26 protein-coding genes are annotated in these 24,317 nt (G+C 64.1%); 5 read left to right on the top strand and 21 right to left on the bottom strand.

The window, feature by feature from the left end:
- Window position 1: 1 nt before the first annotated feature.
- The 6 genes from LDZ27_RS04475 to rpsP all read right to left on the bottom strand — a co-directional run bounded on the left by LDZ27_RS04475 (window position 2) and on the right by rpsP (window position 4,290).
- A complete protein-coding gene (locus LDZ27_RS04475; RefSeq protein WP_244815514.1) occupies window positions 2-940 on the bottom strand; it encodes a CobD/CbiB family protein in 939 nt (312 codons plus the stop codon).
- A 122-nt stretch (window positions 941-1,062) separates the two neighbouring features.
- A complete protein-coding gene (locus LDZ27_RS04470) occupies window positions 1,063-1,719 on the bottom strand; it encodes a CoA pyrophosphatase (RefSeq protein WP_244816038.1) in 657 nt (218 codons plus the stop codon).
- 154 nt (window positions 1,720-1,873) lie between these two features.
- Window positions 1,874-2,263, bottom strand: a complete 390-nt coding sequence (gene rplS, locus LDZ27_RS04465; protein WP_244815513.1) for a 50S ribosomal protein L19 — start codon at window positions 2,261-2,263, stop codon at window positions 1,874-1,876.
- Window positions 2,264-2,393: 130 nt separating this feature from the next.
- Window positions 2,394-3,164 (bottom strand): tRNA (guanosine(37)-N1)-methyltransferase TrmD, encoded by a 771-nt coding sequence (gene trmD, locus LDZ27_RS04460; RefSeq protein ID WP_244815512.1) that lies wholly within the window; start codon window positions 3,162-3,164, stop codon window positions 2,394-2,396.
- A 28-nt stretch (window positions 3,165-3,192) separates the two neighbouring features.
- Window positions 3,193-3,945 (bottom strand): ribosome maturation factor RimM, encoded by a 753-nt coding sequence (gene rimM / locus LDZ27_RS04455; RefSeq protein ID WP_244815511.1) that lies wholly within the window; start codon window positions 3,943-3,945, stop codon window positions 3,193-3,195.
- A gap of 90 nt (window positions 3,946-4,035) precedes the next feature.
- Window positions 4,036-4,290, bottom strand: coding sequence for a 30S ribosomal protein S16 (gene rpsP, locus LDZ27_RS04450; protein WP_175944588.1), 255 nt, complete (start codon window positions 4,288-4,290; stop codon window positions 4,036-4,038).
- A gap of 256 nt (window positions 4,291-4,546) precedes the next feature.
- On the opposite strand from rpsP, the gene LDZ27_RS04445 reads away from it, so the two are divergent.
- Window positions 4,547-5,038, top strand: a complete 492-nt coding sequence (locus tag LDZ27_RS04445; protein WP_244815510.1) for an NINE protein — start codon at window positions 4,547-4,549, stop codon at window positions 5,036-5,038.
- Window positions 5,039-5,048: 10 nt separating this feature from the next.
- Here the strand turns inward: LDZ27_RS04445 and LDZ27_RS04440 are convergent, their stop codons facing one another.
- Window positions 5,049-6,188: a PA0069 family radical SAM protein gene (locus LDZ27_RS04440; RefSeq protein WP_244815509.1), complete on the bottom strand. Its 1,140-nt coding sequence runs from the start codon at window positions 6,186-6,188 to the stop codon at window positions 5,049-5,051.
- A gap of 68 nt (window positions 6,189-6,256) precedes the next feature.
- Window positions 6,257-6,745: an Lrp/AsnC ligand binding domain-containing protein gene (locus LDZ27_RS04435; protein ID WP_244815508.1), complete on the bottom strand. Its 489-nt coding sequence runs from the start codon at window positions 6,743-6,745 to the stop codon at window positions 6,257-6,259.
- 120 nt (window positions 6,746-6,865) lie between these two features.
- Between LDZ27_RS04435 and LDZ27_RS04430 the strand changes: the two genes are divergently transcribed.
- Entirely contained in the window at window positions 6,866-8,158 is a 1,293-nt protein-coding gene (locus LDZ27_RS04430; RefSeq protein ID WP_244815507.1) for a D-amino acid dehydrogenase, read from the top strand.
- A 58-nt stretch (window positions 8,159-8,216) separates the two neighbouring features.
- Here the strand turns inward: LDZ27_RS04430 and LDZ27_RS04425 are convergent, their stop codons facing one another.
- From LDZ27_RS04425 to LDZ27_RS04400, 6 genes are all read right to left on the bottom strand, one after another.
- On the bottom strand, window positions 8,217-10,007 hold the full coding sequence (locus LDZ27_RS04425) for an acyl-CoA dehydrogenase (RefSeq protein ID WP_244815506.1): 1,791 nt from the start codon (window positions 10,005-10,007) through the stop codon (window positions 8,217-8,219).
- Window positions 10,008-10,103: 96 nt separating this feature from the next.
- Window positions 10,104-11,039: an electron transfer flavoprotein subunit alpha/FixB family protein gene (locus LDZ27_RS04420; RefSeq protein ID WP_244815505.1), complete on the bottom strand. Its 936-nt coding sequence runs from the start codon at window positions 11,037-11,039 to the stop codon at window positions 10,104-10,106.
- Window positions 11,040-11,061: 22 nt separating this feature from the next.
- Window positions 11,062-11,811: an electron transfer flavoprotein subunit beta/FixA family protein gene (locus tag LDZ27_RS04415; RefSeq protein ID WP_244815504.1), complete on the bottom strand. Its 750-nt coding sequence runs from the start codon at window positions 11,809-11,811 to the stop codon at window positions 11,062-11,064.
- 160 nt (window positions 11,812-11,971) lie between these two features.
- Complete coding sequence (locus LDZ27_RS04410) at window positions 11,972-12,769, bottom strand: MetQ/NlpA family ABC transporter substrate-binding protein (RefSeq protein WP_244815503.1); 798 nt, start codon at window positions 12,767-12,769, stop codon at window positions 11,972-11,974.
- 25 nt (window positions 12,770-12,794) lie between these two features.
- A complete protein-coding gene (locus LDZ27_RS04405) occupies window positions 12,795-13,448 on the bottom strand; it encodes a methionine ABC transporter permease (protein WP_244815502.1) in 654 nt (217 codons plus the stop codon).
- On the bottom strand, window positions 13,438-14,472 hold the full coding sequence (locus LDZ27_RS04400; protein ID WP_244815501.1) for a methionine ABC transporter ATP-binding protein: 1,035 nt from the start codon (window positions 14,470-14,472) through the stop codon (window positions 13,438-13,440). Before LDZ27_RS04400 ends, LDZ27_RS04405 begins: the two co-directional genes overlap by 11 nt.
- Here LDZ27_RS04400 and LDZ27_RS04395 point away from each other — a divergent pair.
- Both LDZ27_RS04395 and LDZ27_RS04390 read left to right on the top strand, forming a co-directional pair.
- Entirely contained in the window at window positions 14,471-14,620 is a 150-nt protein-coding gene (locus LDZ27_RS04395) for a hypothetical protein (protein WP_244815500.1), read from the top strand. The two genes, LDZ27_RS04400 and LDZ27_RS04395, sit on opposite strands and share 2 nt — an antisense overlap.
- A gap of 113 nt (window positions 14,621-14,733) precedes the next feature.
- Window positions 14,734-15,579 carry a lysophospholipase gene (locus tag LDZ27_RS04390; protein ID WP_370653390.1) on the top strand — a complete coding sequence of 282 codons (846 nt, stop codon included), beginning with the start codon at window positions 14,734-14,736 and terminating at the stop codon, window positions 15,577-15,579.
- Here LDZ27_RS04390 and LDZ27_RS04385 read toward each other — a convergent pair.
- Complete coding sequence (locus LDZ27_RS04385; protein ID WP_244815498.1) at window positions 15,576-16,499, bottom strand: histone deacetylase family protein; 924 nt, start codon at window positions 16,497-16,499, stop codon at window positions 15,576-15,578. The two genes, LDZ27_RS04390 and LDZ27_RS04385, sit on opposite strands and share 4 nt — an antisense overlap.
- A 374-nt stretch (window positions 16,500-16,873) precedes the next feature.
- Between LDZ27_RS04385 and mltB the strand changes: the two genes are divergently transcribed.
- A complete protein-coding gene (gene mltB, locus LDZ27_RS04380; protein ID WP_244815497.1) occupies window positions 16,874-18,031 on the top strand; it encodes a lytic murein transglycosylase B in 1,158 nt (385 codons plus the stop codon).
- 69 nt (window positions 18,032-18,100) lie between these two features.
- Here mltB and cysM read toward each other — a convergent pair whose 3' ends face one another.
- The 6 genes from cysM to lapB form a co-directional block, all read right to left on the bottom strand.
- A complete protein-coding gene (gene cysM / locus LDZ27_RS04375) occupies window positions 18,101-19,003 on the bottom strand; it encodes a cysteine synthase CysM (RefSeq protein ID WP_244815496.1) in 903 nt (300 codons plus the stop codon).
- Window positions 19,004-19,238: 235 nt separating this feature from the next.
- On the bottom strand, window positions 19,239-19,598 hold the full coding sequence (locus LDZ27_RS04370; protein WP_244815495.1) for a helix-hairpin-helix domain-containing protein: 360 nt from the start codon (window positions 19,596-19,598) through the stop codon (window positions 19,239-19,241).
- A 74-nt stretch (window positions 19,599-19,672) separates the two neighbouring features.
- Window positions 19,673-20,665 carry an ADP-glyceromanno-heptose 6-epimerase gene (rfaD, locus tag LDZ27_RS04365; RefSeq protein ID WP_244815494.1) on the bottom strand — a complete coding sequence of 331 codons (993 nt, stop codon included), beginning with the start codon at window positions 20,663-20,665 and terminating at the stop codon, window positions 19,673-19,675.
- 22 nt (window positions 20,666-20,687) lie between these two features.
- Window positions 20,688-21,665, bottom strand: coding sequence for a D-glycero-beta-D-manno-heptose-7-phosphate kinase (rfaE1, locus tag LDZ27_RS04360; protein ID WP_244815493.1), 978 nt, complete (start codon window positions 21,663-21,665; stop codon window positions 20,688-20,690).
- On the bottom strand, window positions 21,631-23,034 hold the full coding sequence (locus LDZ27_RS04355) for a UDP-glucose/GDP-mannose dehydrogenase family protein (protein WP_244815492.1): 1,404 nt from the start codon (window positions 23,032-23,034) through the stop codon (window positions 21,631-21,633). The genes rfaE1 and LDZ27_RS04355 overlap by 35 nt, the downstream gene beginning before the upstream one ends.
- Before the next feature lie 72 nt (window positions 23,035-23,106).
- The gene (gene lapB / locus LDZ27_RS04350; protein WP_244815491.1) at window positions 23,107-24,282 is read right to left on the bottom strand and encodes a lipopolysaccharide assembly protein LapB; all 1,176 of its coding nucleotides are present in this window, start codon (window positions 24,280-24,282) and stop codon (window positions 23,107-23,109) included.
- Window positions 24,283-24,317: the final 35 nt, after the last annotated feature.

The raw sequence follows: 24,317 nt of genomic DNA, 5'->3' as shown, positions 1-24,317 counted from the left end.
CTCAGGCCAGCCACACGGCAATGGTCAGCATCAGAAGCAGCAGCATCCACAGGATGACGGCGCGCCACACGAGCCCGACCGCCGATTGCAGCGTGCGCGGCGTGCAGTCGTCGCCGACCGGCAGCGGGCTGGCATCGCCCACGGCAAGCGCTTCCACGGAAAGCGGCTCCGCGAGCGGCCCCGCGAGACGCGCGCCCAGCGCGCCGCTGCCCGCCGCGAGCAGCACGCCGTCGTTCGAATCGGGCCACTGGCGTGCGTGATTGCGCCATGCATAGATGGCGTCCTCGAAGTTGCCGACGATCGCGAAGCCCATTGCGGTGAGGCGCGTCGGAATCCAGTCGATCACGAAGAACGCGCGCTGCGCGAACGACGAGAACTCCGCAGTGCGCTCGGCGCTCGGCACGGCCCACGCGCGCGCAAGATACTCCGCGATGCGATAGAACACCGCGCCGGCCGGACCGATCGGGATCAGGAACCAGAAGAACACGCCAAATACATGCCGATGCGACGCGATCACCGCGTGAACGAGCGTATGGCGCACGATCTCGCTGACAGGCATATCGACGGTATCGAGCTTCGTCCACTCGGCGAGCACTTCGCGCGCACGCGGCACGTCGTCGTTATTGAGCGCGAGGTGAATGTCGGTGAAATAGTGGCTGAACTGGCGAAAGCCGAGCGTGAAGTACACGACCACGACGTTCCACAAAAACGCCAGAACGAAGTTGATGCGGTAAAGCACGTAGTAGACGAGTCCGACCGCAAGCGTCCACGGCAAGACGACGACCAGCCACGCGACGATGCCGTGTTTCTGCTTGCCGGCATCGAAACCATGCGCAGTGGATTCCGCATGGTAGTGAAGCAACGCCGAAACCGGATTGTGCGGCGACAACGCGCGCACTTGCTCGATGATGAGAGCCAGCAATACGGAAAAAAAAGTCATGCGAAGCGCCGAAACAGTCGGTTGATTCGAGTTTCGCGTAACGATAGCACAGCGCCCCGCGCGTTTTGTACGATCGGTCGCGAGGCGCTTCGCGCGCGTGTCGCGCGCGCCGAAATGGCTTGCTATTCGGCGGCGAGAAAGCGATAGAAATTGCGCAACATGCCGGCCGTTGCGCCCCAGATGAAATACGGCGCCTTTCTTTCGCCCGGCGTGTACGGCATGGCAAAAAAACGACGTTCGCCGCCTTCCCAGCAAAACACGCGCACTTCGTGATTCGCCGGGTTCATGAGCCACGCGAGCGGCACTTCGAAGATATCGGCGACTTCGCTCGTGTCCGCTTGCAGCGTGAACGGCGGATACACGAGCGCGACGACCGGCGTCACGCGAAAACCGGTGCCGGTCAGATAGTCGGGCATCGCGCCGATCACTTCGCAGTGTTTTGCGTCGAGACCGACTTCTTCGCGCGCCTCGCGCAGCGCGGTGGCGGCGGCATCGGCGTCTTCCGGCTCGCGGCGTCCGCCTGGAAAGCTGATTTGTCCCGCGTGGTCGGACAGATGGTCGGCGCGCTGCGTGAGCAGCACTGTCAGTCCGCCCTCCCGCACGACGAGCGGCACGAGCACCGACGCGACGCGCGGATCGCCGCCGATCGCTTTGATGCGCTGCTCGGGCGGCTCCTGCGTCCAGTCGAGTTGCCTCGCGAAACGCGCGCGCAGGCCGTCCGGCGTCAGGCGCTCGGGCGCAATGCGCGGCATGGCGTCGCCGGTGGAGACGACGGGCATCTGTTCGGGTTCGAGAATGCGTGGAGTCGATGTCTTACCAGTGGACACGGGTCTGAAGTCTAAGGCTGAATGTCGAGACTACGATTTGACCACACCAAAGAAAAAAGCACCCGCGAGGGGTGCCTTTTCCAGTGCGACGTTCGTTGCTGAGTGCTTACTCGGCAGCGGTGGCGGCACGATCCTTCGTGAACAGCTTTTCCTTGATACGAGCCGACTTGCCCGAACGCTCGCGCAGGTAGTACAGCTTCGCGCGACGAACGTCACCGCGACGCTTGACGACGATGCTCGCGAGCAGCGGCGAGTACGTCTGGAACGTACGCTCGACGCCTTCGCCCGACGAAATCTTGCGGACGATGAAGTTCGAGTTCAGACCGCGGTTGCGCTTCGCGATTACGACGCCTTCGTAAGCCTGCACGCGCTTGCGCGTACCTTCGACGACGTTCACGTTGACGATGACCGTGTCGCCCGGACCGAAGTCGGGGATGGTCTTCTCGCCGAGCGCGCGCGCGATTTCTTCTTTCTCGAGTTGCTCAATCAGATTCATTACTGACTCCTTGTGCCATCTTGCCGGAGTTGTGTGCCTCAATTGCGTGAGAGGCCCCGGTAGAGGATGGGTTTGCTTCAGGCGCCGGCGTGAGCCCGCGCCCCCTGTGTCCCGCTTGCCGGCCCGAAGTCTATTCAGGCTTCGATGCCGGCTTCGCGAGTTCTGCAAGCCATGCCTCGTCGGCACGGCTCAACATCCTGCTTTTTCGCGCCCGACCGATGAGGTCGGGCCGCTTCAGATACGTGTTGCGTAATGCTTCGCGCCTGCGCCAGGCGTCGATTTCCTTGTGATGGCCGCCGAGCAGCACATCCGGTACGCGCATGCCTTCGTATTCCTCGGGGCGCGTGTAATGCGGGCAATCGAGCAGTACGTCGACGAAGCTGTCCTGCACCGCCGATTGCGCGTCGTTCAGCACGCCCGGCAAGTGGCGCACGACGGCGTCCATCAGCGCCATGGCGGGCAGTTCGCCGCCCGACAGCACGAAGTCGCCGAGACTCACTTCTTCGTCCACCACGCGATCGATCAAACGCTGGTCGATCGCCTCATAGCGGCCGCACAACAGCACGAGGCCGGGTTCCTGCGAGTACCGCATCACGCGATCGTGGTCGAGCTTCGCGCCTTGCGGCGACATCATCACGACGCGCGCGTTCTCGATGCCCTGCTCGCGCTGCGCCGCCTTCGCCGCACCGATCGCGTCTTCCAGCGGACGCGCCAGCATCACCATGCCAGGGCCGCCGCCGTAAGGCCGGTCATCCACGGTGCGATAGTTGTCCGTGGTGAAATCGCGCGGATTCCAGGTGCGCAGACCGAACCGTCCCTGCTTCACCGCCCGGCTGGTAATGCCCCAGTCGGTCAGTGCGCGAAACATCTCGGGAAAGAGCGTTACGACATCGAACTGCATCGCCCTCTCCGTTTTCTGCCGAAAATGTTCAATAGTCGGCGTCCCAGTCGACGACGATACGCTTCGCCGCCCGATCCACCGTCTTGACGTACACGCCGACGAACGGAATCAGCCGCTCGCCGGTGAAGGCTTTGCCATCCTTCCCCGTGGCCGGATACGCCACGCGCAGAATGGAATGCGCGCCGTTGTCGATCATGTCGGCGACGCGGCCGAGTGCCACGCCTGCTTCGTTCTCGACATCGAGGCCGATCAGATCGACCCAGTAGAACTCGTCTTCGTCGTCGAGCTTCGGGAAGTCGCTGCGCGCGACGTGCACCGTATGCCCTTTCAGCGCGAGCGCGGCGTCGCGGTCATCGCAGCCGGACAAGCGCGCGACGATGGAATCGCTGTGCACTTTCGACTGCAAGGACGTTACGGCCTTGCAGTCGCCCCGCTTCACGAGCCACCAGCGCTTGGCCGTGAGCAGCGCGTCGCCGCCCGACTTGCCGTGCGCGTGCGGCGTGACCTTGACCCAGCCCTTCAGTCCGTAGGCGTCCGCGATGAAACCGACTTCGACCGCATCGTCCGGCAGACGACGCTCCACCGGCTCGATGCCGCCCGCCGATTGCGACGGCGTCTGAGCGCCGGAGGCGCCAGAAGTACCGGAAACGCCGGCCGCCACGCGACGCGCGCCCGGCTTGCGGACGAACGCGCCAAACGTGGCGGCAGTTTCCTCTTGCCCCGGCTTCGGCTGACTGATGGAACCGGAATCGTGGCCGTTTTGGGGATCACGCGCGGGCATCAGCTAACCTTTTTTGGGCAGAATTCGGACGACTTGGCGACCCAGAACGCGCCTTGCAGCACAAGGCGCAGCGTCGGTCCGCCAATCGACTTAAGCAGCCGGCTGAGCTTGCTTCGACTGCTTGACCAGACGCTCGACGGTCGGCGACAGTTGCGCGCCGACGCCTTGCCAGTAGGTCAGGCGATCTTGAGCGATACGCAGCGATTCGCCCTTGGTGGCGACCGGGTTGTAGAAACCCACGCGCTCGATGAAGCGGCCGTCACGGCGGCTACGCGAATCGGTTGCGACGATGTTGTAGAACGGGCGCTTCTTCGAGCCGCCACGAGCCAAGCGGATGATGACCATGCTGAAATCCTTGAAAACCGGGGTTCGGAACTACCAGAACACGCGATTATAACGGGAAACCGAAGCCCTAACAAACACTTAACGCATTTTTTGCTGACCGCGCGCGCTTTTCGAGATTAGGGGAAGCGCGCGAAACGCTGCCGTGCCGCCAGTGCGTCGTCCTGTTGCCCGTTCGGCGCGCGTCGTAAAATAGCGGATTGCGCGCCGTTCCTTCGTTTTTCTGTTTGGCCGCCAACCCTCTTCCACGCTTTCGCTGATGACTTCCCCGTCCGTCGCCACGCATTCCGGTCCCAGGCCGAACCCGCCGTATTTCCGCTCCAAGACGCTGACCGCGGCGCTCGCCTTTCTGTTCGGCAGCATCGGCCTGCACCGCTTCTATCTGTATGGAATGCGCGACAAGTACGGCTGGGCGCACATCGTCGGCATCGTGATGGGCGCCTTCGGATATCTGCTGCTCGCGGCGACCGAGCGCACGTCCGCGCTCGGCTGGGCGCTCGCCGTGCCCGGCGCGGTATCGCTGCTGGCGGCGTTTCTCTCGGCCATCGTCTATGGATTGCGCCCGGACGCCAAGTGGGATGCGCAGTTCAACGCGCACACCGATCGTCAGAGCCGCTCGGGATGGACGGTCGTGTTCGTCGTGATTTTCTCGCTTCTGGTCGGCGCTTTCCTGCTGATGACGGGCCTCGCGCTCACGTTCCAGACTTACTTCGAAGGCCAGGTCGAGGCGGCGAAGACGCTCTCCCAATAGAGGTCCCGCGTCAGAACAGGTCCAGCTGATTGCTGCCTTTCGCCTCCGCGCGGCGCGGTGGCTCGATGCGCGCGGGCCGCTGGAAATCCGACATGTCCAGAATGCCCCGATTGCGCAGATTCAACCCGAGGCGCTTCGTCGCCTGACGAAAGCGCTGCTTGAGCATATCCGCCCAGAGGCCCTCGCCCTTCATGCGCGTGGCGAAGTCGGAGTCGTAGTCCTTGCCGCCGCGCATGTCGCGCACGCGGCTCATCACGCGGTCGGCGCGATCCGGAAAATGCGCCGCGAGCCAGTCCTTGAAGAGCGGCGCGACTTCCCACGGCAAGCGCAGCACGATATAGCTCGCGGTCGTCGCGCCAGCCTCCGCGCACGCTTCGAGCACGCGCTCGAGGTCCGGCTCGGTGACGAACGGAATCACCGGCGCGATGCTCACGCCCACCGGAATGCCGGCGTCAGCGAGCGCGCGGATGGTGCGCAGCCGGCGCGATGGCGTCGCCGCGCGCGGTTCGAGCGTGCGCGCGATATCCGCGTCGAGCGTGGTGACGGTGATCGCCGCCATGAACTGCTTGCGCTCGGCCATCGGCGCGAGCAGGTCGATGTCGCGCTCGATCAGCGACGACTTCGTGATGGCCGCGAACGGATGCCCGCAGTCGTGCAGAATTTCGATGACGCGCCGTGTGAGCCGGAGATCGCGCTCGACCGGCTGGTATGCATCGGTGTTCACGCCGAGCGCGATAGAGTCCGGCTGATAGTTCGGCTTCGATAATTCGCGCTCGAGCAGCTCGCCGGCATTCACCTTCGCGTAGATGCGGCTTTCGAAATCGAGCCCCGGCGACAAGCCGAGGTAGCTGTGCGTCGGACGCGCGAAGCAGTAGATGCAGCCGTGCTCGCAACCGCGATACGGGTTCAGCGAGACCGTGAACGGAATGTCCGGCGAGTTGTTGCGCGTGAGAATGCTCTTGGCGCGCTCCTCGAACACTTGCGTGCGCAACGGTGGCGCGCCTTCTTCGTCGGCGGTTTCGTGCGTCCAGCCGTCGTCGACGCGCTCGCGCTCGTCTTTCTCGTAGCGTCCCTGGATATTGGTGACTGCGCCGCGCCCCTTCAGCGGCGAAGGCGGCGCGACGGGGAATTCATCGTCCGGCGTAGGCATTGCGGCAAGGGAATCCTCGTTGACACTGTATAAATATACAGTATCGGCTCGCCGCCGCAAGGAAAGTTTCAAACGTCCACGGGTATCGTGAGCGTCTCCTTGATCTCCTCCATCACCACGTAGCTCTTCGATTGCACCGCGCCCGGCAACTGCAACAGGATGTCTCCGAGCAGCTTCCGGTAGTCGGCCATCTCGCCGATGCGCGCCTTGATCAGATAGTCGAAATCGCCCGAAACCAGGTGGCATTCGAGCACTTCGGGGATGCGCTGCACCTCGCGCCGGAACTGCTCGAACATATTGCCGCTTTTGTGATCGAGCGTGATCTCGACGAAAACGAGCAGCGCCGCGCCCAGCGGCACCGGGTTCACGCGCGCGTAATAGCCGGTGATGACGCCGTCGCGTTCCATGCGTTTCACGCGCTCGATGCAAGGCGTCACCGAAAGGCCGACGCGCTCCGCCAAATCCTTCATCGCGATGCGCCCGTCCTGCTGAAGAATCAAAAGAATCTTGTGGTCGAGTTTGTCGAGTGTTCTGACAGGATTGCGCTGCGTTCTCATTGCCTTCTTCCTGAAAATCCGCCAAATACAATAACTAAAACTGGCTGCAACTCAATAATATAGGCGATAACACTAGCCGGACAGTTCATCGCGCGCCGGCTCATCGAAACCGGAGATTTCATGCGAATCGTTATTCTCGGAAGCGGCGTCGTCGGCGTGACGAGCGCGTATTACCTTGCTCGCGCGGGCCACGAAGTCACGGTCATCGACCGCGAAGCCGGCCCCGCGCTCGAAACCAGCTTCGCGAACGCGGGGCAGATTTCGCCGGGATATGCGTCGCCGTGGGCCGCGCCCGGCGTGCCGCTCAAGGCCGTCAAATGGATGTTCGAAAAGCACGCGCCGCTCGCCATCCGGCTCGACGGCACGGCAACGCAGTTGCAGTGGATGTGGCAAATGCTGCGCAACTGCACGCAGGAACGCTACACGGTGAACAAGGGCCGCATGGTGCGCCTCGCCGAATACAGCCGCGATTGTCTCCAGGCGCTGCGCGCGGACACGGGCATCCGGTACGAAGGCCGCACTGGCGGCACGCTGCAGGTTTTCCGCACGCAGCAGCAACTGGATGGCGCCGCGAAGGACATCGCCGTGCTGAAAGAAGCGAACGTGCCGTTCGAACTGCTGTCCGCGGCGGGACTGGCGAACGCGGAGCCGGCGCTCGCGGCCGTATCGCACAAGCTGACGGGCGGCCTGCGCCTGCCGAACGACGAAACCGGCGACTGCCAGATGTTCACGACACGCCTCGCCGCGATGGCCGAAGCGCTCGGCGTCAAGTTCCGCTACAACACGCCGATCGACGCGCTGCGCACGCACAACGGCCGCATCGCCGACGTGCAGTGCGGCAGCGAACTGGTTCAGGGCGATTCATATGTCGTCGCGCTCGGCTCGTATTCGCCGAAGCTCGTCGGCGATCTCATCAAAATTCCGGTCTATCCGCTCAAGGGCTATTCGATCACCGCGCCCATCGTCGATGCCGCGCGAGCGCCGGTTTCCACCGTGCTCGACGAAACATACAAGATCGCGATCACGCGCTTTGACGATCGCATCCGCGTGGGCGGTATGGCGGAAATCGTCGGCTATGACAAGACGCTGAAAGCGGCGCGCCGCGAGACGCTGGAAATGTGCGTGAACGACCTGTTCCCCGGGGGCGGCGATACCGCGCGCGCGAGCTTCTGGACGGGCCTGCGCCCGATGACGCCGGACGGCACGCCCATCGTCGGCCGCACGCCGGTGCCGAACCTCTTCCTGAACACCGGCCACGGCACGCTCGGCTGGACGATGTCGTGCGGCTCCGGGCAGCTGCTCGCCGATCTCATGTCCGGCAGGCAGCCCGCGATTCGCGCCGACGACCTTTCGGTGCATCGCTATCTGGGCGATGTCGGCGTGAACACGCGACCGGCCTACGCGAAGGTCTGATTTTCCCGACCGCGCGAACGAACGACGGCGCCTCGATCCCGAGGCGCCGTCGCCGTTTTCAGAACTGATCTTCGCTCAGCGCGAGCACGCCCTGGCTTCCGTTGGCGCTGACGATCGCCGCCTCCAGGCCGGGCGCGAGCGACAGAATGTGTTCCGCGAAGAACCCGGCCGTCGCGATCTTGGCTGAATAGAACGCCTCGTCGTCCGCGCGTTTCGCCTCTGCGACGAGCATCGCGCGCGCCATCTGCCAGCCGCACAGCACGATGCCCGCGAGCCTGAGATACGGCACGCTGCCGGCGAACACGGCGTTCGGATCGCTCCTGAACTTCGCGATCACGAACTCGACGACGCGCCCGAGCGACAGGCTCGCCGCGCTCAAATGCCGATGCATCGACATGAACGGCTGCCCCTGCTTTTCCGCGAGCGCCGCGATGGTCTGGTCGATCTGCGCGAGAAGCGCCTGCACGACCGCGCCGCCATCGCGCACGGTTTTGCGGCCGATCAGATCGTTGGCCTGAATCGCGGTGGTGCCTTCGTAGATCGGCAGGATGCGTGCATCGCGATAATGCTGCGCCGCGCCCGTTTCCTCGATGAAACCCATGCCGCCGTGGACCTGCACGCCGATGCTCGCGACGTCCACCGAGATTTCCGTGCAGAAGCCCTTCACGATCGGCACCAGGTACTCGTAGATCGCCTGATGACGCTCGCGCACCGCTTCGTCGGGATGCACGTGCGCGAAATCGCTATGCGCGGCGGCAACGTAAGCCAGCGCGCGCGCGCCTTCCGTGTATGCGCGCATCGTGGCGAGCATGCGGCGCACGTCCGGGTGATGGATGATCGTCACCGCTTCCTTCGCGCTACCGTCCACCGGACGGCTCTGCACGCGCTCCTTCGCATACGTGACCGCCTGCTGATACGCGCGCTCCGCGATGCCCACGCCCTGCATGCCGACGGCAAAGCGCGCCGCGTTCATCATGATGAACATGTATTCCAGCCCGCGATTCTCTTCGCCGATCAGATAACCGGTCGCGCCGCCGTGATCGCCGTATTGCAGCACCGCCGTCGGGCTCGCCTTGATGCCGAGCTTGTGCTCGATGGACACGCAATGCACGTCGTTGCGCACGCCGAGCGAGCCGTCTTCGTTGACGAGAAATTTCGGCACGATGAAAAGCGAGATGCCCTTGACGCCCTCGGGCGCGTCCGGCGTGCGCGCCAGCACGAGATGGACGATGTTCTCCGCCATGTCGTGCTCGCCGTAGGTGATGAAGATCTTCGTGCCGAAGAGCTTGTACGTGCCATCGCCTTGCGGCTCGGCGCGCGTGCGGACGAGCGCGAGATCGGAGCCCGCCTGCGGCTCGGTGAGGTTCATCGTGCCCGTCCAGACGCCTTCGATGAACTTCGGCAGATAGCGCGCCTTCTGCGCGTCGCTGCCTGCGGTGAGCAGCGCTTCGATCGCGCCGTCCGTCAGCAACGGACACAGCGCGAACGAAAGATTCGCCGAGTTCAGCGTTTCCATGCACGCGGTCGCGATCAACTTGGGCAGATTCTGCCCGCCGAATTCGGCCGGATGCACGATGCCTTGCCACCCGCCTTCGCCGAACTGACGGAACGCGTCCTTGAAACCGGGCGTCGTCGCGACTTCGCCGTTGGACCACGCGCTCGGATTGCGATCGCCCGTCACGTTCAACGGCGCGAGCACCTCGCCGCAAAAACGCGCGGCTTCTTCGACGACGGCCTGCGCGGTATCGAAACTGCCGTCTCCGTTGCCGGGCAGCGCGGCGATGCTGTCGATATCCGCCAGTTCCTTCATGACGAACAACATATCCTTGACGGGCGCGCGGTAGCTCATTGTGTCTCCTCTTTCGTTTCCCGATGCAAAAAGGGCGCAACGGATGTCGCGCCCTTCGTTCTTCTTATGTGCATGCGCCGCTCGCGACGCACACGATCAGCCGAGTTCCTTCACCAGTTCCGGCACGACCGCGAACAGATCTCCGACGAGCCCGTAATCGGCGACGCTGAAGATGGGCGCTTCGGCGTCCTTGTTGATCGCGACGATCACCTTGCTGTCCTTCATGCCGGCCAGATGCTGAATCGCGCCCGAAATGCCGACCGCCACGTACAACTGCGGCGCAACGATCTTGCCCGTCTGTCCCACTTGATAGTCGTTCGGGACATAACCCGCATCGACCGCCGCGCGCGATGCGCCGAGCGCCGCGCCGAGCTTGTCCGCGAGCGGTTCGAGCACATGCGTGTAGTTCTCGCCGCTGCCAAGCCCGCGCCCGCCCGAAACGATGGTCTGGGCGCTCGTCAGTTCCGGCCGGTCGAGTTTCGTCACTTCGCGGCTCACGAACTGCGAGAGGCCCGCGTCGGCGGCGGCTTCGATCTTCTCCACCGATGCGTTGCCGCCTTCGGCCGCGACCGCGTCGAAACCCGTGCCGCGCACGGTGATGACCTTGATCGGATCGGCCGATTGCACCGTCGCGATGGCGTTGCCCGCGTAGATCGGGCGCTCGAACGTATCGGCGCTGACGACAGCGGTGATGTCGCTGATCTGCGCGACGTCCAGATGCGCCGCGATGCGCGGCGCGACGTTCTTGCCGTAGGCCGTCGCCGGCGCGACGATGTGCGAGTAATCCTTCGCGACGTTCAGCACCGTCGCTTCGACATTCTCGGCGAGACCTTCGGCCAGTTGAGGCGCATCGGCGAGCAGCACCTTCGCGACGCCCGCGATCTTCGCGGCCTGATCCGCCGCGCCCTGCGCGTTCGCGCCGGCGACGAGCACGTGAATGTCGCCGCCCATCTTGGCCGCTGCCGCGACCGTGTTCAACGTCGCCGATTTGATCGACGCGTTGTCGTGTTCCGCAATTACCAGAATCGTCATGTCTTCTCCGCGTATCTGTCGATCAAAGCACCTTGGCTTCGGTCTTGAGCTTTTCGACCAGCGTCTTCACGTCGGGCACCATGACGCCCGCGCTGCGCTTGGCCGGCTCGGTCACTTTCAGCGTCTTCAGACGCGGCGTGACATCGACGCCGAGATCGGCGGGCGTGACGGTCGTGAGCGGCTTTTTCTTCGCCTTCATGATGTTGGGCAGCGTCACGTAGCGCGGCTCGTTCAGGCGCAAGTCCGTGGTGACGACCGCGGGCAGCTTGAGCGACAGCGTTTCCGCGCCGCCATCGACTTCGCGCGACACGGTGGCCTTGCCGTCCGCGACCACGACCTTCGATGCGAACGTCGCCTGCGGCAGACCCGCGAGCGCGGCGAGCATCTGGCCGGTCTGATTCGAATCGTCGTCGATGGCCTGCTTGCCGAGAATGACGAGCTCCGGCTTTTCCTGATCGACGAGCGCCTTCAGCAGCTTCGCGACCGCGAGCGGCTGCAGTTCTTCGGCGGATTCGACGAGAATCGCGCGATCCGCGCCGATGGCAAGCGCCGTGCGCAGCGTTTCCTGACATTGCGTGACGCCGCACGACACCGCGATCACTTCGGTGGCTACGCCCGCTTCCCTCAGTCGCACCGCTTCTTCCACGGCGATTTCGTCGAACGGGTTCATCGACATCTTCACGTTGGCGATATCGACGCCCGTGTTGTCCGACTTCACGCGGACCTTCACGTTGTAGTCGACCACGCGCTTCACTGGCACCAGAATTTTCATGCACACGCTCCAAAGTTACGATTACGTCAACCCAGCGTCATTATACGAGGGGCGCGTTCGCGTCTTCCCCCCGAAACGGACAGGCTGCGTCAGGGTGCAATAGGTATACGCCGAATTTTATAGAACGGTCGTTCGGTTTCCATCCTAGAAAACCCGAAGCTCACCACGCGGTGATCACCGCGCCCGCGTACTTGCCTTCGATGAACTGCTTCACTTCCGGCGAGTGATACGCGGACACCAGCTTGCCGACCCACGGCTTGTCCTTGTCCGCGGCGCGGATCGCGATGATGTTCGCATACGGTCCGTGCGGATCTTCGATGGCGATGGCGTCGGACTTCGGCTTCAGGCCCGCTTCCATCGCGAAATTGGTGTTGATGGCGGCGGCGTCCACATCGGAGAGCGAGCGCGGGATTTGCGCCGCATCCAGCTCGACGATCTTCAGCTTCTTCGGATTCTCGACGATATCGATCGGCGTCGCCTTCAGGCCGGCGTCGGCGCGCAGCTTGATCAAGCCCTGCTTTTGCAGCAGCAGCAACGCGCGCCCGCCGTTGGTCGGATCGTTCGGCACCGCGATGCGCGCGCCGTTCTGCAACTCCGCGAGCGACTTGAGCTTCTTCGAATAGATACCCATCGGGAACGTCACCGTATCGGCCGCTTTCACGAGCTTGTAACCGCGGTCCTTCACCTGCGCGTCGAGATACGGCTGATGCTGATAGCTGTTCGCGTCGAGATCGCCGGCGGCGAGCGCCGCGTTCGGCTGCACGTAGTCCGAGAATTCGACGATGGTGATCTTGAGGCCGTTCTTCGCGGCGACCTGCTTCACCACTTCCATGACCTGCGCGTGCGGGCCGCCGGTCACGCCGACCTTGATCGCGTTGTCGTCCGCGTGCGCGGCCGCGCTGAACAGCGATGCCGCGCCGAGCGCCGCGGCGAACTTCAGGATGAATCGACGTTGCATGTGCTGACCTTTCTTTTCGATGTGGTTATTTGTGGCTCAGACGGCGCACGAGCCAGTCGCCGAACGACTGCACGAGCTGCACGAAGACGATGAGAATGACGACGACAGTCAGCATCACTTCCGGCAGGAAGCGCTGATAACCGTAGCGGATGCCGAGATCGCCGAGGCCGCCGCCTCCGATCGCGCCCGCCATCGCCGAGTAGCCGACGAGCGACACGAACGTGATCGTCAGTCCCGCGACGACGCCCGGCAGCGATTCCGGCAGCAGCACCTTGAAGACGATCTGGCTCGTGGTCGCGCCCATCGCCTGCGCCGCTTCGATGAGGCCGCGATCCACTTCGCGCAGCGCCGTTTCGACGAGCCGCGCGATGAACGGCGCCGCCGCGATGGTCAGCGGCACGACGGCCGCCGCCGTGCCGATGGACGAGCCGACGACGAGCCGCGTGAACGGAATGACCGCGACGAGCAGAATGATGAACGGCGTCGAGCGCACCGCATTGACGAGGCCGCCCAGCACGCGATTCACGCCCATGTTGCGCAGCACGCCGTCGCGATCGGTCAGATAGAGCAGCACGCCGAGCGGCAAGCCCAGCGCCGCGCCGATGAGTCCCGAGATGCCGACCATGATCAGCGTCTCCCAGAACGACTGCACGAACATGTCGAACATTTCACTCAACATGGGAAAGCTCCTCCACCACGACGCCTTGCGAGCGCAAAAAAGCGATCGCTTCCGCGACCTTCGCCGGCTCTCCGCCCGCCAGCACCGCGAGCGAGCCGAATGCCTGACCCTGAATCTCGTCGATCTGACCGTGCAGGATGTTGAAGTCGAGTTCGTAGCGGCGGATCGTCTCGGAGAGAATCGGCTGATCGACGCCCGAGCCGGTGAACGCGAGCCGCAGCAGATGACCGCTGCCGGTCTTCAGCCGCTCGACGACGCGCGCCTTGAGCGCAGGCGGCAGTTCGTGCGCGATGACATCGCCGATGAGCGCGCGCGTGACTTCGTGATGCGGCTGCATGAAGACATCGACAACCTTGCCTTCCTCGACGACGCGCCCCGCATCCAGCACGGCCACGCGGTCGCAGACCTGCTTGATGACTTCCATCTGGTGCGTGATGAGCACGATGGTGAGACCCAGCTCGCGATTGATTTGGCGCAGCAAGTCGAGAATGGCGCGCGTGGTTTCCGGATCGAGCGCGGACGTGGCTTCGTCGGAAAGCAGCACTTTCGGCTTGCTCGCGAGCGCCCGTGCGATGCCGACGCGCTGCTTCTGCCCGCCGCTGATCTGCGCGGGATATTTGTCCTTGTGCGTCGTCAGGCCGACGAGATCGAGCAGCGGCAGCACGGCCGCTTCGATGTCCGCGCGGCTCTTGCCCGCGAGTTCGAGCGGCAGCGCGACGTTGCCGAACACCGTGCGCGAGCTCAGCAGATTGAAGTGCTGAAAGATCATGCCGATGTCGCGGCGCGCGGCGCGCAGGTCGTCGGTGCGCAACGTGGTCAGGTCGCGTCCATCGACGATGACATTGCCCTCGCTTGGCCGCGTCAGCAGGTTAATGGTCCGCACCAGCGTGCTTTTTCCCGCCCCGCTTCGCCCGATGATGCCGAATACTTCGCCGGCGGGAATCGTCAGATTGACGTTGTGCAGCGCTTCGACCCAGCCCCGGGGCCCCGCAAAGCGCTGCGAGAGATTTCGAATTTCGATCATGCGCCGATCTTTAAAAATGCAAACGGCGGAAGGCTTCGCCGGGTTTGCACCCGCGCAGCCGGCCGCCGCTCAATGTGTTGCCGCTTCGATTGCCGCTTTCTCGCTTGCTGCTTTCTCGATTGCCGCTTTCTCGATTGCCGCTTTTTGAGAAGCGTGATTTTACAGGACGTCCATCATTCTGTTTAATAATGAATTCGGATCGTCTAATTACCGAAGGAAATTTGAACCGCAATGCCACGCAACGTTTATTCGACGAGCACGATCACGACACGGCGAGGCGTCGAGCTGTTCCTGCATCGCTGGAAACCCGCCGGCGACGCGCCGCCAGACGCGCGCATCGCGCTTTTGCATGGACTCGGCGAGCATGGCGGACGGTACGACGCCTTCGCGCTCGCGCTGAACGCGGCGGGCATCGAACTGATTGCCGTCGATTTGCGAGGGCACGGGAAGTCGTCGGGCGAGCGGGCGTTCGTGCGCGTGTTCAACGACTATCTCGACGATGCCGAAGTCCTGCTGGAAGCATGCGCGGCCACGCCGCCCGCGAATACGCCGCTCTTTCTGATGGGCCACAGCATGGGCGGCACGATCGCCGCGCTGCACGCCGCCGAACGCGGGTCCGGGCGCGCGCTCACCGGCCTGATTCTGTCGAGTCCCGCGCTGCGGCCGGGCACGGACATGCCGCGCTGGAAGGAGAAGCTCGCGCGCATCGTTGGGACGGTGTGGCCGCGCCGGCCCGCGTTCGAGATCGATCCCGCGCTGCTGTCGCGCGCGCCGGGCGTCGTGGAGGCGTATCGGCGCGATCCGCTCGTGCATCACGGACGCATCGTCGCGCGCACGGGCGCCCAGATTCTCGCGGCGATGGAGCGCATCGCGGCCAGGCGCGGCGACATCGCGCTGCCCTATTTCATCTTCCACGGTTCCGCCGACGCCATCTGCGATCCCGCGGGAAGCCGCGAGTTCGAGGCGCAAGCCGGCTCCGCCGACGCCACGCTCGCCATCTATGAAGGCAGCTATCACGAGACGCTGAACGATCTCGACCGCGACCGCGTGATTCGCGCGCTGATCGACTGGACGCGCGTGCGCGCCGACTACGCGCGCGGCGCTTAAATTTGCGCGAGCGCGCGCAGGTGCGCGACGACGCTGCGCCCGAGCGCCGACAGGTTGTATCCGCCTTCGAGACAACTCACGATGCGCCCTTGCGCATGCCGCTCCGCCACCGCGCGAATCTGCTCGGTGATCCACGCGTAGTCGTCCTCCACGAGACCCATGTTGCCGAGATCGTCCTCGCGATGCGCGTCGAAGCCCGCCGAGACGAACAGCATCTGCGGCTTGAATTCGTCCAGGCGCGGCAGCCACAACATGTCGATGACTTCGCGCACCGCCATGCCTTTGGTGCGCGCCGGCAGCGGCACGTTGACCATGTTCGGGGCGTGGCTGTCCGCGCCGCTGAACGGATAGAACGGATGCTGGAAAAAGCTGCACATCAGCACGCGGGGGTCGCCGGTGAAGGCAGCCTCGGTGCCGTTGCCGTGATGCACGTCGAAGTCGATGACGGCGACACGCTGAAGGCCGTGCACGTCGAGCGCATGACGCGCGGCGATCGCGACGTTGTTGAAGAGACAGAAGCCCATCGCGCGCGCCGGCTCCGCGTGATGGCCGGGCGGACGCACGCTGCAGAACGCGTTGTCGTAGCGCCCCTCGATGACGGCATCCGTGGCCGCGATCGCCGCGCCCGCCGCGCGCAACGCCGCGCGATACGAAGCGGGGCACATCGACGTATCCGGGTCCAGCTCGCTTCGTCCGTGCTCGGGCGTGCGGCTCTTGATGTAGTCGATATGGGCCTGCGTGTGCACGCGCGCGAGGTCGGCTTCATCGGCGAGCGGCGCTTCCTCACGTTCGATGAACGTATCGATGCGGCTCGCGATGAGCTGGTCTTCGATTGCCTGAAGGCGCGCCGCGCACTCGGGGTGCCACTGGCCGTTGTCGTGCTGGAGGCAGTCGGAGTGGGAATAGAAGCCGGTGGCCATGGTGTCTCGCAGTGCCGCTGTCGTCGGCGCTCGTCTCGTCGTTTTTCGTCATACGCGATTCCCGCGCCGCGCATTTGACGTTAAGTTACCACACCCTTTTGCACGCCCGCGCCGCCAGCGGGCATCGGGCTTGCGCGCGCGGGACGTCGGCGGGGTGTCGGCGGGGTGTCGGCGGGGGTGTCGGCGGGGGTGTCGGCGGGGGTGTCGGTTATACTGCCCCGACGCTGCGGCAGCCTTCCAGGGAACGATTTCCGGCTTGTTGCAGGCAATCGCGTTCACTGAGAGTCGTTGCACGCGCTGCGCACGATGTCACCCGGCGGCACTCGGCGCGCAAGACATCCGGCATCGCTCCATATCGCCCAATCACGCACACTATGACATTTCAGTTTGCCACGCTCGACTCCACCTTCAGGCCGCTGACGCGCGCGTTCGTCGCATCTCTTCTCTGCGCGATCGGCGTGCTGTCCGGCAACAGCGCCTTTGGGCAGTCGCAGCAGCCGCAGACCGCGACGCCGCAAGGGCAGGTGTTCGAAGAAGAGATCGTGCCGCAGCGCTACGCGAACAATCCGAATGTCGATGCGTTCATCAACGATCTGGTCGCGCGCTATGACTTCGATCCGTCCGCGCTGCACGATCTGTTCAATCGCGTGAGCTACTCCGCGACCGCGGTGAAGCTCGTGCTGCCCTCGCCCACGCCGTCGCTCAAGAACTGGCGCGCGTATCAGTCGCGTTTCATCGAGCCGGTCCGCATCAACGCGGGCGTGAAGTTCTGGCGCGCGAATCAGGCGGCGCTGCAGCGCGCGTCCGCGCAATTCGGCGTGCCGCCCGAGGTGATCGTCGGGATCATCGGCGTGGAGACCATCTACGGCAGGTACATGGGCAACTTTCGCGCGCTCGACGCGCTGACGACGCTCACGTTCGACTATCCGAACACGCCGAATCGCGCGGAGCGCCAGGCGACGTTCCGCAAGAATCTCGAAGACCTGCTCGTGTGGACGCGCGATTCGCAGATCGACCCGACCACCGTGCTCGGCTCGTACACCGGCGCCATCGGCATTCCGCAGTTTCTGCCGAGCAGCATCGTGCAGTATGCGGTCGATTTCGACGGTAACGGCCGCATCGATCTGCGCACGAGTCCGGCGGACGCCATCGGCAGCGTCGCCAATTATCTGAAGCAGAACGGCTGGGAGCCGGGCCGTCCGGTCGTGTGGCGCATTGCGGGCGACGAAGGCAGCCAGGGCATCGCGCAAGCCGCCGCCGATGGTCAGCCGGAGCCGCACTGGTCGCTCGCGCAGTTGACGAAGGCCGGCATGCTGCTGACCGAACCGGGTCTGAATATCGGCGCGGAGGCAGGCACGCCGCTGACCGTCGTCGATCTTCCGACGCCCGGCCGCGCCACCGAATACACGCTCGGCCTGAAGAACTTCTACGTGCTCACGCGCTACAACCGCAGCTTCTTCTATGCGCTCGCGGTGTATCAGCTGGGCGAGGCGGTGAAGGCGCGCATGGCAGCGGGCGACGCCGTCCAATAAAAGCGCTCACATGAAAAACCCCGGTTGGTCGAGACGACGAACCGGGGTTTTTCTTTATGCGCGCTGGTTTCAGGCGGGAAACACGCCCGTCGACAGATAGCGGTCGCCACGGTCGCATACGACGAAGACGATGGTCGCGTTCTCGACCTGACGCGCGACGCGCAGCGCCACTTCGCACGCGCCGCCCGACGAAATCCCCGCGAAAATGCCTTCCACCGATGCGAGTCTGCGCGCCATCGCCTCCGACGCGGCCTGACTCACGTTTTCGGTGCGGTCCACGCGGCTGCGATCGAAGATCTTCGGCATGTACGCCTCGGGCCACTTACGAATGCCCGGAATGCGCGAACCTTCTTCCGGCTGCGCACCGATGATCTCGATCTTCTCGTTCTTCTCTTTCAGATACTGCGAAACGCCCATGATGGTGCCGGTCGTGCCCATCGACGACACGAAGTGCGTGATGCGGCCTTCGGTCTGATTCCAGAGTTCCGGGCCCGTGGTTTCGTAGTGCGCAAGCGGATTGTCCGGGTTCGCGAACTGATCGAGGATGATGCCGCGGCCATCGCGCTGCATTTGATCCGCGAGATCGCGGGCGTACTCCATGCCACCCGTGACCGGCGTAAGAATGATCTGCGCGCCATAGGCGCCCATGCTCTGCCGCCGTTCGATCGACAGGTCTTCCGGCAAGATGAGCACCATCTTGTAACCGCGCACGGCCGCCGCCATCGCGAGCGCGATGCCGGTGTTGCCGCTCGTCGCCTCGATCAGCGTGTCGCCCGGCTTGATGCGCCCGCGCTCTTCAGCTTTCCTGATCATCGACAATGCCGGGCGGTCCTTCACCGAGCCCGCCGGGTTATTGCCTTCGAGCTTGCCGAGCACCACGTTGTTACGGCTGCGGATTTCATCGTCCACGACGCGGACGAGTTGCACGAGCGGCGTATTGCCGATCGTGTCTTCGATAGTCATGTAAGCCATAAGCGGACCGGATTCGATTCCCGCAGACCACAAAGGGCAGCCGTCGCGAGATTTTGATATGGGATTCATCGATTGTAGCCCACCGGTCTTTTGGCTGCCGCTCGCCCCTCATGCACGGATGGCTACCGTGCCGCAGCGCAAAAAACCCGCAGCGAAAACACTGCGGGAGCCAAATCATGCTGAGGCTGAAGGAGCGAAGAAACCCGTCGTGGCGGCGCGCGAGGCGCCGCACCGCTTACTTCTTGACGACCACCGGCTTCGAACCGGGCGACGACGAGACCGGCGTTGCGCCGACGGCGCTCGGCGCCGCCGCAGCCGTTTTCGTCGACGCGCCGATGCTTAAGCCTTCGGCCGTGAGGCGCTGCACGGTCTTGCCGCCCATGCCCTTCACGCGCGCGCCGAGATCGGCCGCGTCCTTGAAGGGACCGTGCGCCTGACGTTCATCGAGAATGGCTTTCGCTTTCGCCGGGCCGATACCCTTGATGCCGCGCAGCGCATCGGAATTGGCGGTATTGACGTCGACCGCCGCCAGCGCCGAGCCGATGGAAAGCGTGAGCGCGAGCGCGACGATCGTTGAGAGGGCTTGCTTGAACATACTGAGTCTCCAGAAGAACCGGCCGGCGAACAGTGCCGACCGCGAGACCCAGTGTAGAGAGACTTCGAATGCGTTTATAGCTGGCCGAATAGCCAATGCACGTAGCGATCGACGCCTTCCTGAACCGTCAGAAACGGCGCGTCGTAACCGGCTGCGCGCAGGCGCGTCTGGTCCGCCTGCGTGAAGCACTGATACTTGCCGCGCAGCGCATCGGGAAACGGAACGTACTCGATCAGCCCGCGCTGCACCAGTTCGGCGAGCGAGAGCGCCGCCTCGCCCTCGAGCGCACGCAGCGAATTCACCACCGTCGATGCGATGTCGTTGAACGGCTGCGCGCGTCCCGTGCCGAGGTTGAAGATGCCCGACTTTTCCGGATGATCGAGAAAGTACAGGTTGACCTTCACCACGTCTTCGACGGATACGAAATCGCGCGTCTGCTCGCCCGCCGCATAGCCGTTGTATTCGCCGAAGAGCTTGACCTTGCCTTCCGCGCGGAACTGGTTGAAGTTGTGGAACGCGACCGACGCCATGCGCCCCTTGTGGGTCTCGCGCGGCCCATACACGTTGAAGTAGCGGAAGCCGACGATCTGGCTGCCCGCCTTCGGCAGCGTCTGCCGCACGATCTGATCGAACAAGAACTTCGAGTAGCCGTAGACGTTGAGCGGCTTTTCCACTTCGCGCTCTTCGACGAAACGGCTCGAGCCGCCATACGTCGCCGCCGACGACGCATACAGGAACTGCGCGCCCTGCGCGAGACAGATGTCCATCACGTCCCGGCTGTAGCGGAAGTTGTTGTCCATCATGTAGCGGCCGTCGGTTTCCATCGTGTCCGAACAGGCGCCTTCGTGAAAGACCGCGCGCACCTTGCCGAAGTCACCGCGCCGAAAGCGTTCGACGAACTCGGTTTTGTCCAGATAATCGTCGATCTCGCAATCGACGAGATTCTTGAACTTGTCCGCGCGCGTGAGGTTGTCCACCGCGATCACGCGATGCTCGCCGCGCTCGTTGAGCGCCTTGACGATATTGCTGCCGATGAAGCCGGCCGCCCCGGTAACGATGAAAGTCATGGCGAAGTGGTAAGGGGTAGGATCAGGCGAAGAGTTCGTTGTAGTCGACGGTTGCCGTGCCGAGCTTGCCGACGACGATGCCGGCCGCACGGTTCGCATACGCGATCGAATCGACGAGCGGCACGCCTGCGCCGAGCATGGTCGCGACCGTCGCGATGACGGTGTCGCCGGCGCCCGAGACATCATACACTTCGCGCGCTTCGGCCGAATTGTGCAGGACCTGGCCGTCGCTGAAGAGCGTCATGCCCTCTTCGGATCGCGTCAGCAGCAGCGCGCTGAAGTCCAGTTCCTCGCGCAGCTTCGTGACGCGCTCGTGCAGGTCTTCTTCGGACTTCCACTGGCCGATCACTTCGCGCAGTTCGGCGCGGTTCGGCGTGATGAGCGTTGCGCCGCGATAGCGCTCCCAGTCGTCGCCCTTCGGATCGACGAGCACCGGCTTTCCGGCCTCGCGTGCGTCGCTGATCATCTGCGTGACGTGCGTGAGGCCGCCCTTCGCGTAGTCGGACATCAGGATGACGTCGTGCTGCGGCAGCAGTTCGGCGAAGCGTTCGAGGCAGACGCGCAGCACTTCGTGATTCGGCGTGTTCTCGAAATCGACGCGCAGCAGTTGCTGCTGGCGCGACAACACGCGCAGCTTGATGGTCGTGAGCAGTTCGGGGTCGCGCGCGAGATGCGCGGCGACCTTGCTCTCGCCGAGCAATTCGACGATGCGCTCGCCCGGCTCGTCGTGCCCGACGACGCACAGCAGGCCCGCCTGTGCGCCGAGCGCCGCCGCGTTGCGCGCGACGTTCGCCGCGCCGCCGAGACGGTCCTCTTTCTTCTGGACGTGCACGACGGGCACGGGCGCTTCGGGCGAGATCCGGTTCACGTCGCCGAACCAGTAGCGGTCGAGCATCACATCGCCGACCACGAGCACGCGCGCCGCGCAAATGCGGGCGCGCGGCACCACTGGGATACTGGCCGGGCTATTGCCGGCCGCCATTGCCGTCGAGTTCGACATGGGGACGTCCTATTGCAAAATAATCGATGCCTAATTCGGCCATCGCTTCGGGTTCATACAAATTGCGACCGTCGAAGATGACCGGCATCTTCAGTTCGCTCTTCAAGTGCCCGAAGTCCGGGCTCTTGAATTCCTTCCACTCCGTCACGATGACGAGCGCATCCGCGCCGCGCAGCGCTTCATGCTGCGTGCCGACGAGATGCAGACGCCGCATGTCGTCCGCGCGGTTCGCGAGATCGAGCGCGAACACGCGCTCGGCTTCCGGCATCGCGACGGGATCGTATGCGCGCACCGTCGCGCCGCGTTCGAGCAGCGCGGAGACGAGGCGCCGGCTCGACGCCTCGCGCATGTCGTCGGTATTCGGCTTGAACGCGAGCCCCCACACGGCGAACGTGCGCCCGCGCAGGTCCTCGCCCATGCGCTTGACGATCTTGTTGACGAGCACTTCCTTCTGCGCGTTGTTGACGGCTTCGACCGATTCGAGAATCCGCAGCCGATGCCCGTTTTCGCGCGCCGTCTGCACGAGCGCCTGCACGTCCTTCGGGAAACACGAGCCGCCATAGCCGCAGCCCGCATAGAGAAAGTGATAGCCGATGCGCGGGTCCGAGCCGATTCCGCGACGCACGGATTCGATGTCCGCGCCGACGGCATCGGCGAGATTCGAGAGATCGTTCATGAACGAGATGCGCGTCGCGAGCATCGCGTTGGCGGCGTATTTCGTGAATTCGGCGGAGCGCACGTCCATGTACAGCGTGCGCTCGTGATTGCGGTTGAACGGCGCGTAGAGGCGTTTCATCATCTCGCGCGCGCGATTGCCGGCCTCGTCGTCGTCGATGCCGATCACGATCCGGTCCGGACGCATGAAATCGTCGACGGCCGCGCCTTCCTTCAGGAACTCCGGGTTCGACACGACGGAGAAGCCGTGCGCGTCCGAATGGTCGAGCCCGCGCGACTTCAGTTCTTCGTCGAGCACGCGCGCGACCTGCAGCGCCGTGCCGACGGGCACCGTGGATTTGTCGACGACGACCTTGAATCCGTTCGCATGGCGGCCGATGTTGCGCGCGGCCGCGAGCACGTATTGCAGGTCCGCGGAGCCGTCCTCGTCGGGCGGCGTACCGACCGCGATGAACTGGATGTCGCCGTGCTCGACGCTCGCCTTCACGTCGGTCGAGAACTGGATGCGGCCGGCAGCGCGCGTGCGCCTGAGCATTTCCTGGAGGCCGGGTTCGTGAATCGGCACGCCGCCGCTGTTGAGAATTTCGATTTTGCGCGGATCGACGTCGACGCAGAAAACGTCGTTGCCGATTTCAGCCAGACACGCGCCGGTCACAAGACCGACGTAACCCGTACCGACGATGGTAACTTTCATAGCTCTCCGTGGGTTCCTAAGGGTGCGGCGATGATGAATGCTGAAGCAGTGCGCCCGCGCGAATGCGCGCGATCAGACTGAACTCGTGATGGGTTCGACGCGTCGCGGCGCGTAGGTTTCCCAGCCGCTGCAGCCGGGGCATTGCCAATAGAATAGGCGCGCGCGGAATCCACACGTTTGACATGTGTAGCGCGGCAGATTTTTCGTGCGCTGCCTGACGAGCGTCCTCATCAGTTCGAGCTCGCCCCGGCGCGGTTCCTCGGCGGTCGCTTCTTGCGCTTCGAGCAGGCGCGTCATGCCCGCGAGGTTCGGCGCGCTTTGCATTTGCCTGCGCGCGAGCGCGTGCGCCGCGTCGAGGCCGCGCAGTTCCTGAACGTGTTTATAGGCGACATCGAGCAGATCGTTCGACGGATAACGCGTCGCGTAATCGATCAGCAAGTCCACGCCTTCATCCTTGCGCCCGAGCGCGGCATACGCCTTCATCAGCTTTTCGGCGACGAGCGGCAAATACGCTTCGTTCTGCGCCTCGACGCGCTTCCAGCCCCCGATCGCGGCTTCGACGTTTCCGGCGGCGACTTCGACATCGCCCGCGAGAATCGTCGCGCGAACGTTGTCCGGGTTCGACGCGAGCGCGAGCTTCAGTTCGGCGCGCGCGTCGTCCAGATTCTTGCGCTGCAACGCTTCCTGCGCGAGTTCGCAATGGAAATGCGCGATCTCCATATGCAGCGACGGCGCGCCCATCTTTTCGATACGTTCCGCGGTCGATATCGACTTCGGCCAGTCCTTCTCGATTTCGTAAATGGTGAGAAGCGCGCGCTGTGCGCCGAGCGAGTATTCGCCCGCTTCCAGGGAACGGAACGTTTCCTCCGCGCGGTCGAGCAGTCCGGCCTTGAGAAAGTCCTGACCGAGTTCGTAGAGCGCGTGATCGCGTTCGGCGGCGGGCAGATCGGCGCGGCTCAACAGGTTTTGATGCACGCGGATCGCGCGGTCCGTCTCCCCGCGCCGACGAAACAGATTGCCGAGCGCAAAGTGAAGCTCGATTGTTTCGGGATCGAGCTTGGCCACTTCGATGAACGCGTCGATCGCCTTGTCGTGTTGCTCGTTCAGCAGAAAATTGAGGCCGCGAAAGTACGAGCGCGGCAGATTCGCATTCTCCGATAGCAGCGTTTTCAGATCGTAGCGCGATGCCATCCAGCCGAGCGCGAAGGCCACGGGGATGACGAGCAGCCACCAGAAGTCGAGATCCATGCGTTATTGTCGTTGAGTCGGTTAGGTGTCTGCTT

It is taken from the genome of Caballeronia sp. Lep1P3 (genome assembly GCF_022879595.1).
Classification (GTDB): domain Bacteria; phylum Pseudomonadota; class Gammaproteobacteria; order Burkholderiales; family Burkholderiaceae; genus Caballeronia.
Note: the sequence above shows the minus strand (reverse complement) of the source record. Positions and strands in the feature narration are given on the sequence as shown.